The 15,837-nt window shown below is 60.8% G+C and carries 21 protein-coding genes; 14 read left to right on the top strand and 7 right to left on the bottom strand.

What is annotated here, in order from left to right; translation table 11 throughout:
* Position 1 precedes the first annotated feature (1 nt).
* Complete coding sequence (locus LY631_RS15875; protein ID WP_274426565.1) at positions 2–244, bottom strand: hypothetical protein; 243 nt, start codon at positions 242–244, stop codon at positions 2–4.
* Between the two features lie 100 nt (positions 245–344).
* Between LY631_RS15875 and LY631_RS15870 the strand changes: the two genes are divergently transcribed.
* Positions 345–839 carry a DUF2165 family protein gene (locus tag LY631_RS15870; RefSeq protein WP_274426564.1) on the top strand — a complete coding sequence of 165 codons (495 nt, stop codon included), beginning with the start codon at positions 345–347 and terminating at the stop codon, positions 837–839.
* A gap of 5 nt (positions 840–844) precedes the next feature.
* Positions 845–1,117, top strand: coding sequence for a GFA family protein (locus tag LY631_RS20520; RefSeq protein ID WP_445082901.1), 273 nt, complete (start codon positions 845–847; stop codon positions 1,115–1,117).
* A gap of 10 nt (positions 1,118–1,127) precedes the next feature.
* On the opposite strand, the gene LY631_RS15865 is transcribed toward LY631_RS20520, so the two are convergent.
* The 3 genes from LY631_RS15865 to LY631_RS15855 all read right to left on the bottom strand — a co-directional run bounded on the left by LY631_RS15865 (position 1,128) and on the right by LY631_RS15855 (position 2,619).
* A complete protein-coding gene (locus LY631_RS15865; RefSeq protein ID WP_274426563.1) occupies positions 1,128–1,481 on the bottom strand; it encodes a tRNA-binding protein in 354 nt (117 codons plus the stop codon).
* 8 nt (positions 1,482–1,489) lie between these two features.
* Positions 1,490–1,990 carry a YbjN domain-containing protein gene (locus tag LY631_RS15860; RefSeq protein ID WP_274426562.1) on the bottom strand — a complete coding sequence of 167 codons (501 nt, stop codon included), beginning with the start codon at positions 1,988–1,990 and terminating at the stop codon, positions 1,490–1,492.
* A 320-nt stretch (positions 1,991–2,310) separates the two neighbouring features.
* Entirely contained in the window at positions 2,311–2,619 is a 309-nt protein-coding gene (locus LY631_RS15855; RefSeq protein ID WP_274426561.1) for an accessory factor UbiK family protein, read from the bottom strand.
* Positions 2,620–2,752: 133 nt separating this feature from the next.
* On the opposite strand from LY631_RS15855, the gene lgt reads away from it, so the two are divergent.
* The 12 genes from lgt to LY631_RS15795 all read left to right on the top strand — a co-directional run bounded on the left by lgt (position 2,753) and on the right by LY631_RS15795 (position 13,049).
* Entirely contained in the window at positions 2,753–3,607 is an 855-nt protein-coding gene (gene lgt / locus LY631_RS15850) for a prolipoprotein diacylglyceryl transferase (protein WP_274426560.1), read from the top strand.
* Positions 3,604–4,689, top strand: a complete 1,086-nt coding sequence (locus LY631_RS15845; protein WP_274426559.1) for a class I SAM-dependent methyltransferase — start codon at positions 3,604–3,606, stop codon at positions 4,687–4,689. The genes lgt and LY631_RS15845 overlap by 4 nt, the downstream gene beginning before the upstream one ends.
* A 58-nt stretch (positions 4,690–4,747) precedes the next feature.
* Positions 4,748–5,542, top strand: a complete 795-nt coding sequence (pgeF, locus tag LY631_RS15840) for a peptidoglycan editing factor PgeF (protein ID WP_274426558.1) — start codon at positions 4,748–4,750, stop codon at positions 5,540–5,542.
* Positions 5,542–6,693 (top strand): M24 family metallopeptidase, encoded by a 1,152-nt coding sequence (locus LY631_RS15835; protein ID WP_274426557.1) that lies wholly within the window; start codon positions 5,542–5,544, stop codon positions 6,691–6,693. Before pgeF ends, LY631_RS15835 begins: the two co-directional genes overlap by 1 nt.
* 49 nt (positions 6,694–6,742) lie before the next feature.
* Positions 6,743–7,243: a hypothetical protein gene (locus tag LY631_RS15830; RefSeq protein ID WP_274426556.1), complete on the top strand. Its 501-nt coding sequence runs from the start codon at positions 6,743–6,745 to the stop codon at positions 7,241–7,243.
* 151 nt (positions 7,244–7,394) lie between these two features.
* Entirely contained in the window at positions 7,395–8,327 is a 933-nt protein-coding gene (locus LY631_RS15825; RefSeq protein WP_274426555.1) for a ribose-phosphate pyrophosphokinase, read from the top strand.
* A gap of 197 nt (positions 8,328–8,524) precedes the next feature.
* The gene (locus LY631_RS15820; RefSeq protein WP_274426554.1) at positions 8,525–9,181 is read left to right on the top strand and encodes a 50S ribosomal protein L25/general stress protein Ctc; all 657 of its coding nucleotides are present in this window, start codon (positions 8,525–8,527) and stop codon (positions 9,179–9,181) included.
* Positions 9,182–9,208: 27 nt separating this feature from the next.
* Positions 9,209–9,925 carry an aminoacyl-tRNA hydrolase gene (gene pth, locus LY631_RS15815; RefSeq protein ID WP_274426553.1) on the top strand — a complete coding sequence of 239 codons (717 nt, stop codon included), beginning with the start codon at positions 9,209–9,211 and terminating at the stop codon, positions 9,923–9,925.
* 139 nt (positions 9,926–10,064) lie between these two features.
* Complete coding sequence (locus LY631_RS15810; protein WP_274426552.1) at positions 10,065–10,652, top strand: exopolysaccharide biosynthesis protein; 588 nt, start codon at positions 10,065–10,067, stop codon at positions 10,650–10,652.
* Between the two features lie 235 nt (positions 10,653–10,887).
* On the top strand, positions 10,888–11,991 hold the full coding sequence (ychF, locus tag LY631_RS15805; protein ID WP_274426551.1) for a redox-regulated ATPase YchF: 1,104 nt from the start codon (positions 10,888–10,890) through the stop codon (positions 11,989–11,991).
* Positions 11,992–12,114: 123 nt separating this feature from the next.
* A complete protein-coding gene (locus tag LY631_RS15800) occupies positions 12,115–12,582 on the top strand; it encodes a MaoC family dehydratase (RefSeq protein WP_274426550.1) in 468 nt (155 codons plus the stop codon).
* Positions 12,579–13,049: a MaoC family dehydratase gene (locus tag LY631_RS15795; RefSeq protein ID WP_274426549.1), complete on the top strand. Its 471-nt coding sequence runs from the start codon at positions 12,579–12,581 to the stop codon at positions 13,047–13,049. The genes LY631_RS15800 and LY631_RS15795 overlap by 4 nt, the downstream gene beginning before the upstream one ends.
* A gap of 5 nt (positions 13,050–13,054) precedes the next feature.
* Here LY631_RS15795 and LY631_RS15790 read toward each other — a convergent pair whose 3' ends face one another.
* The 3 genes from LY631_RS15790 to LY631_RS15780 all read right to left on the bottom strand — a co-directional run bounded on the left by LY631_RS15790 (position 13,055) and on the right by LY631_RS15780 (position 15,836).
* Positions 13,055–13,600 (bottom strand): adenine phosphoribosyltransferase, encoded by a 546-nt coding sequence (locus tag LY631_RS15790; protein ID WP_274426548.1) that lies wholly within the window; start codon positions 13,598–13,600, stop codon positions 13,055–13,057.
* A gap of 100 nt (positions 13,601–13,700) precedes the next feature.
* Positions 13,701–14,525, bottom strand: coding sequence for a cytochrome c1 (locus tag LY631_RS15785; RefSeq protein ID WP_274426547.1), 825 nt, complete (start codon positions 14,523–14,525; stop codon positions 13,701–13,703).
* Positions 14,526–14,549: 24 nt separating this feature from the next.
* Positions 14,550–15,836: a cytochrome b gene (locus LY631_RS15780; RefSeq protein ID WP_274426546.1), complete on the bottom strand. Its 1,287-nt coding sequence runs from the start codon at positions 15,834–15,836 to the stop codon at positions 14,550–14,552.
* Position 15,837: the final 1 nt, after the last annotated feature.

Below are 15,837 nucleotides of genomic sequence, written 5' to 3'. Positions count from 1 at the left end.
CTCATGGCCGCGGATGCCGCGGCGGATAGTCGAGCACGAAGGCGAGCGTTTGCCGGCCATCCGGCCGCACCCGAAGCCGGCGCGCATAGACCACAAAGGTTTCGGTTCCGCCATCTCCGGCGAACTCGATCAGATCACCCGTGACAATGCGCGCATCGGGGCTGAAGGTCCGCAGCCGCTCCAGAATGCCGGTCCTGGCGGCATGGTCCCGTGCGCTTTGCGTGAACTCCGCAACGGTGTCCATGTCAATTCCTCCAACCTTTGCTATAACCTATACAACCCTGAGTCGCATATACTTGCATTGTTGGCAGGCAAATTAGCCGACTGCCGAACGGAGAGAAACGATGACCGCACGCTACGCAAAAGTCCTCATGACGCTCGCGCTGGCGGCTTTCGCCTTCATGGTCACGTTCAACAATATCACCGATTACGGGTCGAATTTCGAGTTCGTCAAACACGTGCTGAGCATGGATACAACCTTTCCTAGCAATAAGGCCATGTACCGAGCGATCACGACGCCGTCCCTATGGCACGGAGCGTACTGGATTATCATTGCCGGTGAAGGCCTGACCTTCATCCTGCTCCTGGTCGGCGGATTGAGGATGTTCGCCGCACGCAAGCATTCCGCAGCCGACTTCGATGACGCGAAAAGCTGGACGATTGCGGGCGCGACGGTCGGCTTTCTCGTCTGGTTCTTCGGGTTTATGGTGGTAGGCGGCGAGTGGTTTCTGATGTGGCAGTCCGATACCTGGAATGGGCAAGACGCTGCGTTCATGTTTTACACGGCCATCCTGGGTGTGCTGATATTCGTCAACCAGGACGAGCGGGAGGTGTACTAAAAGCGATGCTCAGAGCCAGTTGCCATTGCGGAGCCGTCGAGATCGCCCTCCCCGAAGAGCCGCGCTGGCAGACCTCGTGCAACTGTTCGGTCTGCCGGCGGCTGGGGACCCGGTGGATTTATTACCACCCGAGACAGGTTTCCTTTGTCGAGGGGGCGGGAAAGACGATTGCATATGTTTGGGGCGACGGCACGCTGGAGTTCCACCACTGCCCCACCTGCGGACGCAGTGATTTAAAGAGAACGACCTCCCCGCCCTGGCGGGGCCTCTCGATCTAAACGTAAGTGCTCAGTGCAACCGGCTGCCGTCGGGGACTTTCTTGTCCACCGCCGCCAAGACAACGGCGCCCGATTCGTCGGCAAAGCCAAGCGTCAGCACTTCCGAAAGGAACTTGCCGATCTGACGCGGCGGAAAGTTGACCACGGCCATAACCTGCCGGCCAACCAGCCCTTCGGTTGTATAGTGCTCGGTGATCTGCGCCGAGGATTTCTTGATGCCCACCTCGGGGCCGAAATCGATTTTCAGCTTGATCGAGGGCTTGCGCGCCTCCGGATAGGGCTCGGCCTCGACGACGGTTCCCACGCGGATATCGACCTTCTGGAAGTCCGCAAAGGAGGTTTCAGGCGAAATATCCTGCGACATCGGCGGCCTCAGGCGGTTCCGAACGTCTCGAAAAGGACCGCATTCAGCGCGTCCTGCGCCGAGGTGCCCGACCAGATGACGTACTGGAAGGCCTGATAATAGCACTCGCAGGCCTCAAGCGCGCTGTGGAGCATTACCTCCACCTGCTGGCCCGTCGGCTCGAGGCCGCCAGCGAGCACCAGAGACTGGCGGAACATGACGACGCCCTCGCGGTCCCAAAAATCGAAGTGGCCGAACAGCATCTGCTCGTTCACGAGCGAAAGAAGGCGCATGACCTCCATCGCCCGCTTTTCGGGCACTTTGAGGTTGAATGCGCAGGCGACATGCAGCGCCTCGAACTCCTCCATCCAGGAGAAGGAGACGTTGTAGTCCGTCCATCCGCCGGCGACCGAGACCGCAATCTCGTCATCGCTGCTGCGCTCGAATGTCCAGTCATTCGAATGTGCGACATGCTCGATGACATCCACCGGATGCGCATCGCGTGATATGTCGAGTTCAAGAAGGCTCATAAAATCCGTTATCCCGTTTTCCAGAGCGCACCGCGCTCTTACCCCTGGTACACGTGGCACGACTACTTCAACCGCTTTTTGAAACTGAGCGGAGCGAGGAAGACGCGAAACCAGAACGGGCCCGCCCCAGCCCGAAGCACGACCCGCCTTCGAATCATGCAGTAAATTCAGTCTATTGATCAGCGAACGCGTGGCCACCCTTTTTTTCCAAAAGGGCACTCCTCATGTGGATAGTCGCCGCCCGGCAACTACAGCCGAAATGTCTAACCGACTCTCGGCGCAGGATTTTTCCAGATATCCACGGCCAAGCCGCGTTGAAATTATTTTTTCTCGCTCGCGGCCGTCTTGGTCTTGCTGGCGGCCCCGCTCTTGCCCGCAGTGCCGGCGAGCTTCTCTTCGAGGGATGCGATTCGCGCCTGGAGAGCGGCATTTTCCTCGCGCGCCTTCACCGCCATATCGCGCACGGCTTCGAAGTCTTCCCGCTGGACCAAGTCCATCGAATTGAGCATCCGCTCCGCCTGAGAGCGGAACAGCGTCTCGAATTCCCGCCTTACGCCCTGAGCGGCGCCCGCCGCATCGGTCATTACCTTGGCAAATTCGTCAAGAATCCGGTTAGTGCCGTTAGTCATCTCGCTGCCTCACATTGCAATCCCGGAGGTAGGTCCGGCTACTGGCGAATGCAAGCAATATCCCACTGTCTTGACCGTGCCGCAATGCTCGCGCATATCCTGCGGCCAATTTTCTGAGAGACGGAAGGCAAGAATGAGCGACTATCTTCTCCTGCCCCTGTCAGCCATTCCCTTCCCCCAAATCGATCCGGTCATTTTTCAGATCGGCCCGCTGGCAATCCACTGGTACGGGCTGGGCTATATCGTCGGTATCCTGTTCGCCTGGTGGTACGCCAAGCGGCTGGTCGGCAACGAACGGCTGTGGGCACACAACACGCCGCCCATGAAGCCGACGGATCTTGATGATTTCGTGGTCTGGGCCGCAGTCGGCGTCATTCTGGGCGGCCGGCTCGGTTACATACTTTTTTACGACCTCCCGCGCTATCTGGAGAACCCGCTGGACATTCTCGCCGTCTGGCAGGGCGGCATGTCGTTTCACGGCGGCATGCTGGGCACCGTTGTTGCCATGATCCTTTTCGCCCGCTCGCGCGGCATCAATGCCTGGAGCATGATCGACACGATCGCCGTCACCGCTCCGGTGGGAATCGGGCTTGTGCGAATCGCCAACTTCGTCAATTCCGAGCTGTGGGGCCGGACGTCGGACGTGCCATGGGCCATGATCTTTCCCAATGGCGGGCCGCTGCCGCGCCACCCGAGCCAGCTTTACGAAGCCGCGTTGGAAGGGCTCGTGCTTTTCATCGTCCTGATGTTCCTTGTTCATCGCCGCCTGAAACTGAAGACTCCCCGCTTCATCGGCGGTGCCTTTATCTGTGGTTACGGGCTGGCGCGCATCTTCGTCGAGTTCTTCCGCGAGCCGGACGCGCATATCGGCTATCTCTTCGGCGGCTGGCTGACGATGGGCATGGTGCTCTCCCTGCCCATGGTGCTGATTGGCATCTGGGCCATGGCGACCGCACAAAAACCGGCGGTCGCGCAACAGACCTCATGACTGCGCTCAAAGACAAGATTCTCAGGCTGGTCGAGGCCGCCGGTCCCATGAGCGTGGCCGACTATATGGCGATCTGCCTGTTCGATCCCGAGCACGGTTACTACACGACGCGCGAACCTTTCGGCCGCGGCGGCGATTTCACGACCGCGCCGGAGATCAGCCAGATGTTCGGCGAGCTTGTAGCGGCCTGGATCTACGCCGCCTGGCGAGCCTGCGGGGCGCCAAGGCGCGCCGTCATCGCCGAGATCGGCCCCGGCCGCGGCACTCTGATGAAGGACATGTTGCGCACGCTTGGCCGCTTCGACGCGGGCTTCCTTTCAGGGCAGCGCTTTGCTCTGATCGAGACGAGCAGCCGCCTGGTGGACGTGCAAAGAAAAACACTGGCGGGCACGGAAGCTTCGCTCGAGTGGTATTCGGATGTGAAGGACCTGCCGGAAGGGGCGCTCTTCATAATCGGCAACGAGCTTTTCGATGCTCTTCCCATCCGCCAATACGTGAAGACCGGGAGCGGATGGCGGGAACGGGTGGTGGGCGAAAGCGGCGGGGAACTGACCTTCTTGGCCGGCGCAGGCGCGCCGGACCCGGCGCTGTTGCCGGCCAATACGGACAATGCGCCGGTTGGCGCGATCGTCGAGCTCTCCCCCGCGCGTACGGCACTCATGGACATCATCGCCGAACGCTTGGCACGGACGGACGGTGCCGGCCTCTTCATCGATTACGGTTACGCAACGCCGGCACTCGGCGATACGCTCCAGGCGCTGCGCCGCCACACCTCCGACGACGTGCTGGCGCATCCCGGCGAGGCGGACCTGACGGCGCATGTGGATTTTTCCGCGCTCGGCAAGACAGCCCGCGGCCACGGCCTCGCCGCGCGGGTAATGCCGCAGGGCGATTTCCTGCTGGGTCTCGGCCTGCTGGAGCGGGCGGGCCGGCTGGGCGCCGGCAAAACTCCGAACGAGCAGGAACGCATCAGCGGCGAGGTGGAGCGGCTCGCCGGGCCGGAAGAAATGGGCACGCTTTTCAAGGCCCTGGCCGTCACGCCTTCCACAGTTACGGTGCCACCCTTCACCCTTGCGGATTGACTTGCAGTGGGCACTGCATCACGATCCGCCACCACTTGGGCAGAGCAGAAGGCAGCGCATGCTGGATAAGACCAGGCCGGATCCGCTCCGGTCCCCCCTTCTCGATCAGGCGCGCGCAAGCGGCATCCGGCACGGTTTTTTCACGCGGGCGGGCGGCGTTTCGAAGGGCATCTATGCTGGGCTGAATGTGGGACTCGGTTCCGACGATTCTGCTGATGCCGTGCGGGAGAATCGCCACCGTGTCACGATGTGGATGGGCGTTCCCGAAGACCACCTCGTCACCCTCCATCAGCATCACTCGGCCGACGTGCTGGTTGTGGAAGTGCCTTTTGGAGACAAGCGCCCCAAGGCTGACGCGTTGGTGACCCGGAAACCCGGCCTTGCGCTTGGTGTTCTGGCCGCCGATTGCGGTCCGATCCTCTTTGCCGATCCGCAGGCCCAGGTGGTCGGCGCGGCCCACGCGGGCTGGAAGGGTGCGCTGACCGGCGTGCTGGAAAACACGATTGCGGCGATGGAGCGCCTCGACGCCCGCCGTGAGCGGATCCTGGCCGTGCTAGGCCCTTCAATAAGCCAGCAAAACTATGAGGTCGGGCCGGAATTCGTTGAGCGTTTCGAAAAAGCCGACGCCGATAATTCACGTTATTTTCGGCCTTCCGGAAAACAAGGGCATGCGTTTTTTGATCTGAGATTGTATACGCTTGACCGGCTGCTTCGCGCCGGGGTGAGAGCTGAGGCGCTCGATCGCTGCACCTATGCGGATGATGCGAGCTTTTTTTCCTACCGCCGTTCCACACATCGCGGCGAAAAAGACTATGGACGCCAGATTTCGGCGATCTGCCTGGAGGAGAGGTAATGGCGCTTCACTTCGACCGTGCGGAATTCGACGCCCGACGCGACCGGCTGCTCATCGAGATGTCGGAACGTAAACTGGACGCACTGCTGCTCTTCGCGCAGGAGAGCATGTACTGGCTGACCGGATTCGATACGTTCGGCTTCTGCTTCTTCCAATGCCTGGTGGTGAAGGCAGACGGAAGCATGGTGCTGCTTACGCGCTCGGCCGATATGCGCCAGGCGCGCCATACCTCGGTCATAGAGAATATTGTCCTGTGGAGCGACAGGCACAATGCGAACCCGGCCGCGGACCTGCGCAATCTACTGAACGATCTCGATCTTCTGGGCATGCGCATCGGTGTCGAGTACGACACGCACGGTCTGACCGCTAAGAGCGGCCGTATGCTGGACGAGCAACTCCAGACATTCGGGAAAATAGAGGACACTTCCGATCTCGTGCCGCACCTGCGGCTTTTCAAGAGCCCGGCCGAGATCCAGAAAGTGAGAAGAGCGGCAAAGCTGGCGGACGAGGCGTTCGACGCCGCCCTGCCCCTGATCAAGCAGGGGGGCGACGAGGCCAAGATTCTGGCGGCAATGCAGAGCGCCGTTCTTGCAGGAGGCGGTGATTATCCCGCCAATGAATTCGTCATCGGCTCGGGCGCCGACGCCCTTCTGTGCCGCTACAAGGCAGGACGCCGAAAGCTGACGAAAAACGATCAACTCACGCTGGAATGGGCAGGCGTCTACCACCGCTATCACGTGGCCATGATGCAGACCGTGCTGACAGGCAAAGTGTCCAAGAGGCACCAGGAACTGTTCGACGCAGCCCGCGCGGCGCTTACCGCCTGTGAAAAGGCAATGGTGCCCGGCAACACCTTCGGTGATGTGTTCGATGCCCATGCGCGCGTGATGGAGACACATGGGCTCACCAAGCACCGCCTGAATGCGTGCGGCTACTCCCTGGGCGCCCGTTTCGCACCATCGTGGATGGACCCGCCGATGTTCTACACCGGTAATCCGGAGCCGATCGCACCGGACATGACGCTGTTCGCGCACATGATCATCATGGATTCGGAAACGGGCAATGCCATGTGCCTTGGCCGCACATATCTGACCACCGAATCGGATCCGGAACCGCTGTCTCGCCACGGCCTCGATTTGATCGTTAAATGAGCCGCAAGGCGGGACAAGCTGCGGACAACGACCGTGGGAGAATGAGAGAATGGGGCGCATAACCACAGCAATCGGCGTTGTCGTTCTGGCCATGACACTCGGCGGATGCGCAACCGGAACGGACGGGCGCAATGGTGCCTCCGGCACGGCAGGCGCGAACACGCCGGCGACCGCGAACTTGACCGCTGATGCGCGTATCCATTTCGCTCCGATTATCGGCGCGCCGGAAAATGCGGTCACTCCCCTCTCGAGCAGGTTGCAACAGACCGCGACGCGATACGGTCTGACCGTGGTCCCGCAGAAGGAAAGCGACTCCTACAATCTGACCGGATATTTTTCCGCCTTTACCGATGGTGGAAACACGTCGGTGATCTATGTGTGGGACGTGCAGGACACTTCCGGTAACCGCCTGCACCGTATCCAGGGCCGCGAGAACACACCGGCGGGCGCGGCCGAAGGCTGGTCCTCGGTTTCGGCCGAGACCATGGAAACCATCGCCGACCAAACGCTAGAGGAATTGACCACCTGGCTCTCTCAAAATCAGGCATGACGGTTAGAGGAAGCAGTGTGCCTCGCGGTTTCCGTCATATTTTCACAACTCCGTTCACCAATATGCGACTTTTTCGCCAGCCTCCCTTGCATTCATTTTCTACAGGGCTAAAAGCCCGAGCAGATGTCGAGGCGGTTGCCGGGGTCACTCCATGAAGCTCTTCGCGGGGAATTCGAACCGGGTGTTGGCAGAGTCCATCACCGGATACCTGAACATTCCACTTGGAAAGGCCACGGTCCGACGATTCGCCGATCAGGAGATTTTTGCCGAAATCCAGGAAAATGTCCGCGGTGAGGACGTTTTCATTCTGCAATCGACCTCCTATCCGGCCAACGATCACCTGATGGAACTGCTCATCATGATCGACGCCTTCCGCCGCTCCTCGGCGCGGCGCATCACGGCGGTTCTTCCGTATTTCGGCTATGCACGGCAAGACCGGCGCACCTCGGGCCGCACCCCGATCTCGGCCAAGCTGGTCGCCAACCTGATCACGCAGGCGGGCGCCGACCGTGTTCTGACGCTGGATCTGCACGCCGGCCAGATCCAGGGCTTTTTCGATATCCCGACGGATAACCTCTATGCCGCGCCCGTCATGGCGCGGGATGTGAAGGCCCATTATAAGCTTTCAAACGTAATGGTCGTCTCGCCGGATGTCGGCGGCGTGGTCCGCGCGCGCTCACTCGCGAAACGCATCGACGCGCCGCTCGCTATCGTTGACAAGCGCCGCGACCGCCCTGGAGAGTCGGAGGTGATGAACATCATCGGCGACGTGAAGGGCCGCAACTGCCTTCTGATCGACGACATCGTCGATTCGGGCGGGACGTTGTGCAACGCCGCAGATGCGCTGCTGGAAAACGGCGCGACCAGCGTGACCGCCTACATTACCCACGGGGTTCTCTCCGGCGGAGCGGTGGCGCGGATCACCAGCTCCAAGCTGAAAGAACTCGTCATCACCGATTCCATCCAGGCCACCTCGGCGGTCGAAGCCGCACCGAACGTGCGCGTCATCGGCATCGCGGACCTGATCGGCGAGGCGATTTCACGCACAGCGTCGGAGAAATCCGTCTCCAGCCTTTTCAACTAGCCCCAATCTTGGCGGGAGGCGGGCTCAGCGTCCCGCCCGTCTTGCACTCGCGAGCACCATCGGCTATAGACGCGCGTCCGCGCGGACACCCTTGGAGGCAGCGCGGATGAGGGTCGCACGCTACCGGCGGGCGGCTTTCACGTTTCCGGAGAAGGCACTGCCGCCTGGAAACGCTCCAAAACGCGAAAGGAAAGCCCATGAGCCAGCAGACCGATGTTCTGAAGGCCGAGGCGCGCGAACGGGTCGGTAAGGGGTCCGCCCGGGCAATTCGGCGCAACGGCAAGATTCCCGCCATCATTTATGGCGACAAGAAAGAGCCCCTGTCCATCACACTTCCCTACAAGGAGGTGTTCCATCGTATCCACAGCGGTGGCTTCATGACCACGCTGGCCACGATCGACGTGAACGGGGAGAAGATCCAGGTCCTGCCAAGGGATTATCAACTCGATCCCGTGCGTGACTTCCTCATGCATGTCGATTTCCTGCGCATCGGCAAGGGTTCGGTGGTGACGGTGAACGTGCCGGTTCACTTCATCAACGAAGAGGAATCGCCGGGCATCAAGCGTGGCGGCGTCCTGAACGTCGTGCGCCACGAGGTGGAGTTCGAGTGCCCGGCAACGGCGATCCCCGAGTACATCGAAGTGGAACTCGCCGGCCTCGAGATTGGCGACTCGGTGCACATCTCGGCGGTCAAGCTGCCCGAGGGCGTGAAGCCGACCATCACCGACCGTGACTTCACGATCGCCACCGTTGCCGCACCTGCCGGCCTGAAGGCCGAGGAGGAAGAAGGAGCGGAAGCGGCCGAGGCGGAAGAGGCCGGAGAAGAAGAGGCGAAAGGCGGCGACGAGGAGTAGTCCCGCCCGCCCGAAAGGCGAATATTCATGCTGCTCATTGCAGGGCTCGGCAATCCCGGCCGGCAATATGCAAGCCACCGGCACAACGTCGGTTTCATGGCGGCGGACGCGATCGCTCGCCGCCATTCCTTTTCACCCTGGACGAAGAAGTTCAGCGCCCTCGTCTCCGAGGGCCGGCTGGGCAGCGACAAGGCCCTGCTGATCAAGCCGCAGACCTTTATGAACAACTCCGGCCAGGCGGTCGGGGAGGCCATGCGCTTTTACAAGCTCACGCCCAACGATCTCATCGTGCTCTATGACGAGCTGGACCTGGCACCGGGCAAGCTGCGCATAAAGCGGGGCGGCGGCCATGGCGGGCACAACGGGATCAAGTCCATCAACGCCCATTGCGGAACCGACTATCGCCGCGTGCGCATCGGGATCGGCCATCCGGGAGATAAAGCCCGCGTGACCGCCCATGTACTCGGTGATTTCGCCAAAGCTGACCAGCAATGGCTGGAGCCGCTCTTGGACGTGATTGCAGACAACATGCCCATGCTCGCCGAGGCGGACGACGCTGGTTTCATGAACCGCGTGAGCCTTGCAACGAAAGGCAAGGCCGAAGGCGTACAGCCAAAGCCGGACAAGCCAGCCGCCAAGGGCCAGAGCCACATCCGCCAGGCACGCTCGAAACACGCTGCGCCACCCCAGGCGAGCGGGCCTATGGCCGCCATGCTGAAGAAGCTCTTCGGCAACAAAGACTAACGCCCGAAATGCGAGCTAGCATTCAAGATTGTTGCGCCCCCGGCGCCGGTAAAACCCGACTTTAAAGCGGTTAACCGTCACGCACATTTCCGGGAGCCATTTCCGCCGATCGGCGTTCTGCTCGCGAGAGGATGGCGTCATGAACAATCGCACTGGACCGAAAGATGTACGCTCTGTCATAGACCGCGTGGAACACGCGGGAGAGGACGGCAGGGTTGCGATCGCCGATGTCATGGATGAGATCGGCACGGGTGCCTTCGGGCCCCTTCTTCTGGTCCCTGCCCTCATTCTTGTATCGCCGTTAAGTGGCATACCGGGGATGCCGAGTATCGGCTCACTTCTGATCTCCCTGATCGCGATCCAGATCGTCTTGCGCCGGAAAAGTCTCTGGCTCCCGGCTTTCCTTCGCAACCGCACTGTCAGCAAGGAACGGCTCGACAACGCCATGGCGTATCTGCATAAGCCCGCACGCCTGATAGACCGGGTGACGCACCGCAGGCTCGTCTTTCTCGTCGGGTGGCCATTCCGCATCGTGCCGGCCCTGATCAGCAGTGTCATGGTGTTGTTCGCGCCTGCTTTCGAGATGGTGCCTTTCTCCGTAAGCGTCGCCGCGGCGGCGGTTTCGCTCTTCGGCCTGGCTATGGTCACCGAGGATGGTTTGCTGGTCCTGATCGGCCTGGCTTTCATCGGTGCGGCGATCTATCTTTGCTGGATGGCCCTGTCGTGACTGGGAGGTACCGCGTGTTGTGGCAAGGCACGCCCCGCGCCCCTTAATGCCTTTTCATAAGCGCGGCGCAACGCCGCAACGGCGCGCAAGAGCCCGGCCCTGCGGGTGGAACAGGACCGTTTAATCGTTACCCCCTTGGGTATTACGCCAGCCATGGCTGCAGGGCTTGACGATCACCACGCCTTCACGCATAGCCCCACCAACCAAGATTTTCAGGATCGCAGGACAAGCATAAATGGGTTTTAAATGCGGGATTGTCGGCCTGCCCAACGTCGGCAAGTCGACGCTTTTCAACGCGCTGACGAAAACGGCCGCCGCACAGGCTGCAAATTACCCCTTCTGCACGATAGAGCCGAATACGGGCGAAGTCGCCGTGCCGGACCCGCGGTTGGACAGGATTGCCGAAATCGCCAAGTCCAAGGAGATCATTCCCACGCGCATTTCCTTCGTGGACATCGCCGGGCTGGTACGCGGCGCATCGAAGGGCGAAGGGCTGGGCAACCAGTTTCTGGCCAATATACGGGAGGTGGATGCGATCGTGCATGTCCTGCGTTGCTTCGAGGACGGCGATATCACGCATGTCGAGGGGCGGATCGACCCCGTTGCCGACGCGGAGACAGTCGACACGGAGCTGATGCTCGCTGACCTGGAGAGCCTTGACCGGCGCGCCGTGCAGACGCGAAAGCGCGCCACGGGCAAGGACAAGGAGGCCGTTGCCATTCTGCCGGTAATGGAAAAGGCGCTGGCGCTTCTGCAGGAAGGCAAGCCGGTGCGCCTGATCCGCGACGAGCTCGATGCCGAACAGCAGCGCATCCTCCATTCTCTCAACCTGATCACATCGAAGCCCGTTCTTTATGTCTGTAACGTCGCCGAGAGCGACGCGGCCGAGGGCAATGCGCACAGCAAGGCCGTGGAAGAAATGGCCCGGGAACAAGGTGCGGTCACCGTCACAATCTCGGCGGCGATCGAGGCAGAGGTGGCGCAGCTCGCCGATGAGGAAGCGGAGGAGTATCTGGAGGCCATGGGGTTGACCGAACCGGGCCTGGATCGGCTGATCCGTGCCGGATACGAGCTGCTCAACCTCATCACCTTCTTTACAGCCGGGCCGAAGGAGACGCGAGCCTGGACCGTGAAAAAAGGTTCAAAAGCTCCACAGGCCGCAGGTGTCATCCATACGGATTTCGAACGCGGTTTTATACGCGCGCAGACAATCGCGTATGAGGATTTCGTGGAGCTGGGCGGTGAGACTGCCGCCCGCGATGCGGGTAAGGCACGCGACGAGGGCAAGGAATACGTCGTCGCGGACGGCGACGTGGTGCTGTTCAAGTTCAACGTCTGAACGTCGAACGTAGCGGTAGAGCTAAGACCGCCCGCCCCGGGGCGCGCGCCGCATCCGGTGCTTTTTTATGGCGCGGTTTCATGTAACGAAATCAGCAGGTGAAACTTGGGATAGTTTGCATCCATGACGGAAAAGCGCTGGGCCTATGAGGATCTGACCGAAGGCACGGTCATCGATCTCGGATTGCACACGGTTACGAAGGAGGAGATCGTCGAATTCGCTTCGGCCTTCGATCCCCAGCCCATGCATCTGGACGAAGAGGCAGGAGGCGCGAGCCTGCTCGGCGGACTGGCGGCGTCGGGCTGGCACACGGCCGCAGTCTTCATGCGTATGATGTGCGAGGCCTTCATTCTCGACTCCACCTCCCAAGGGTCGCCTGGCATCAACGAGTTGCGCTGGAAACGGCCTGTTCTGGCCGGCGATACGCTGTCGGGGCGCTCGACCGTACTGGCGCGCCGGCCATTGAAATCGAGACCTGGCATGGGGCTCGTGACCTTCCGCCATCGAGTAAGCAACCAGCGTGGAGAGGCGGTGATGGATATCGAAAACCCGATCCTCTTCCGCCTGCGCGAGAACGGAGCCCCGGCGTGACTCTGGACACTTTTTTCCGCATCGGCGAGACAGTTACGCTTGGCAGTCACGCCTTCACGGCGGACGAGATCAAGCGTTTTGCGCAAAAATACGATCCGCAGCCTTTTCACACCGACGAAACTGCTGCCGAGAACAGCGTGTTCGGCCGGCTTTGCGCCTCCGGCTGGCATACCTGCGCCATGTGGATGAGATACAATCAGGCAGAGATGGAGCGAGCCACACCTTCTGTGTGGGATGGCCCTGGCCCGCGACCGGAATTCGGCCCGTCACCCGGGTTCTCCAACCTGAAGTGGACAAAGCCCGTCTACGCTGGAGACACCATTACCTTTACCCGCAAGACCATCTCCCACCGCGCCCTCACATCGCGGCCGGGCTGGCGGCTGCTGTCACTGAACGCTGGCGCATTCAACCAGGATGAGCAGGTCGTGCTCACATTCGATAACGCGGTGCTGGTGAAAACCGAATAACGGCGTCAGTCGCCCTCGAAAGCGATCAGCGTCCGTACATCGACACCCAGCGCCTCCAGCTTCGCACGGCCGCCGAGATCCGGCAGGTCGATCACGAAGCAGGCGGAGACGATCTCGGCACCCATTTGCCGCAGAAGCTTCACCGCCCCCTCGGCCGTCCCGCCGGTTGCAATCAGATCGTCGACAAGGATGACCTCTTCTCCGGGCGTGACGGCGTCGCTGTGTATTTCCATCTCGTCCAGCCCGTACTCCAGGCTATAGGCGATGCGAACCGTCTTGTGCGGTAGCTTGCCTTTCTTGCGGATCGGAATGAAGCCCGCCGAAAGCTGATGCGCTATCGCACCGCCGAGGATGAACCCCCGCGCCTCTATCCCGGCGATCTTGTCGACCTTGTTGCCGGCGTGGGGATGGACGAGTTCGTCCACCGCGCGGCGGAACGCTCCCGCATCTCCCAGAAGAGTCGTGATGTCGCGAAACAGAATTCCCGGTTTCGGATAATCGGGAATGGTGCGGATGGCGGCGCGGAGCGTATCTTCGAGCGACGGTTTCATTTCCAATCGTCCTGTTTTCTTCCTTGTGCCGGGTATCCTGTGCAATGAAAAGGGCGCCTTACCAGCGCCCTTGAGTTCACAGCGTCCGTTTCAACACTTTTCAGTGCAGTTCCGACCAGACCTTGCGCTTGGTCAGGTACACCAACCCACCGAACAGGATGAGAAAGAGCATTACGGTAAAGCCCGTCGCCTTGCGCTGTTCCAGATGGGGCTCTGCCGCCCACATCATGAAAGCGGAAACGTCACGTGAGTATTGTTCCACCGTTTCCGGGCTGCCGTCCTCATAAGGAACCATCCCGTCGGACAGCGGTGGCGCCATGGCCAGCGATATGCCGTTGATGAAATACGGGTTGTAGTAGGTGCCCTCCGGCACCTCCACCCCTTCGGGCGGGTCCTCATAGCCGGTCAGCAGCGCATGAATGTAGTCGACACCGCTTTCTGCGTACTGCGTGAAGATATCAAAAACAAAAGTGGGAAAGCCACGCTCGACCGCACGGGCTTTTGCCAGCAGTGAGAAATCGGGCGGCACCGCGCCATTGTTCGAAGCGGCGGCCTGCTCTGGATTGTCGAACGGCGCAGGGAAGTAGTCGGACGGCGTGCCGGACCGCAAGAACATATCACCCGCCTCGTCCGGGCCGTCCTCGATGTCGTACTCCTCGGCGATCGCGCGCACCTGCTCTTCCGAGTAGCCGAGGTCCTCCAGCGTGCGGAAGGCCACCAGATTGAGCCCATGGCAGGACGAACACACCTGGCGATAAACCTTGAAGCCGCGCTGAAGCTGCCCCTTGTCATAGGTGCCGAACGGCCCGGAAAAGCTCCAACTCAGTTCCTCGGGCTCGTGCAGCGGATATTCCGCGGCGCTGGCGGACGTGGCCAGACTGAACCCGAGGCCGAGCGCTGCCAGACCATGGAGAAACATCTTCATTTCCGAAATCCCTTTGCGCATCGCTCAACCTTCACGGGCCTGGGCGCTGGCCGGAGCCTCACCCTTGTTCTTTTCCAGAACCGCCTCGGTAATCGAGTTGGGCAGTCGGCGCGGCGTCTCGATGAGGCCGAGAACCGGCATGATGATCAGGAAGAATGCGAAATAATAGAACGTCGAGGCCTGCGCCAACATGACGTAGACACCCTCCGCCGGCTTGGAGCCGAGCCAGCCGAGGAAGATGGCGTCGACCACGAAAAGCCAGAAGAACAGCTTATACCAGGGGCGGTAAACCGCCGAACGCACCTTCGAAGTATCGAGCCACGGCACCACGAACAGCACCGCGATCGAGCCGAACATGGCCAGCACGCCACCGAGTTTGGAGTCGATCGGTCCGATGTTGAATGTGATGGCACGCAGGATCGCGTAGAACGGCAGGAAATACCATTCGGGCACGATGTGCGCCGGAGTCTGCAGCGGATTGGCCTCGATCGAGTTATCCGCATGCCCGAGATATCCCGGAATGTAGAAGACAAAATAAAGGAACACGAAGAGGAACACCACCATCGCGAAGCTATCCTTGATGGTCGCGTAGGGCGTGAAATTCACCGTATCCGTCTTCTGTTTGACCTCGATTCCCGTCGGATTCGTCTGGCCCGTGACATGCAGCGCCCAGATGTGCAGCACGACCACGCCCGCGATCATGAAGGGCAGAAGGTAATGCAGCGAGAAGAAGCGGTTAAGCGTCGGGTTGTCGACCGCGAAACCACCGAGCAGAAGCTGCTGGACCCATTCGCCGACCAGCGGGATCGCCGTAAAGAAGCCGGTGATAACCGTCGCGCCCCAGAAGCTCATCTGTCCCCAGGGCAGAACGTAGCCCATGAAGGCGGTCGCCATCATCAACAGGTAAATGATGCAGCCGAGGATCCACAGAAGCTCGCGCGGCGCCTTGTAGGAGCCGTAATAGAGGCCACGGAAAATATGGATATACACGGCCACGAAGAAGAAGGACGCGCCGTTCGCATGGAGATAGCGTAGCAACCAGCCCGAATTGACGTCGCGCATGATCTTTTCGACCGACGCGAACGCCAGCTCGGTGTTCGGCGCATAGTGCATGGCCAGCACAATGCCGGTCAGGATCTGCACCGCCAGCATCAACGTCAGAATGCCGCCAAAGGTGTAGGCATAATTCAGGTTGCGCGGAACCGGATAGGCAACAAAGGAATCATAAACAAGACGCGGCAGAGGCAGGCGCGCATCCATCCAGCGCCCGATGCCGCTCTTGGGTGTGTAGGTCGAGTGTCCACCGCTCATG

Source organism: Chelativorans sp. YIM 93263 (assembly GCF_028767125.1).
In the GTDB taxonomy this organism is placed as follows: Bacteria; Pseudomonadota; Alphaproteobacteria; order Rhizobiales; family Rhizobiaceae; genus Chelativorans.
The sequence above is the reverse complement of the archived record's forward strand: the minus strand, read 5'-3'. Positions and strand labels throughout refer to the sequence as shown.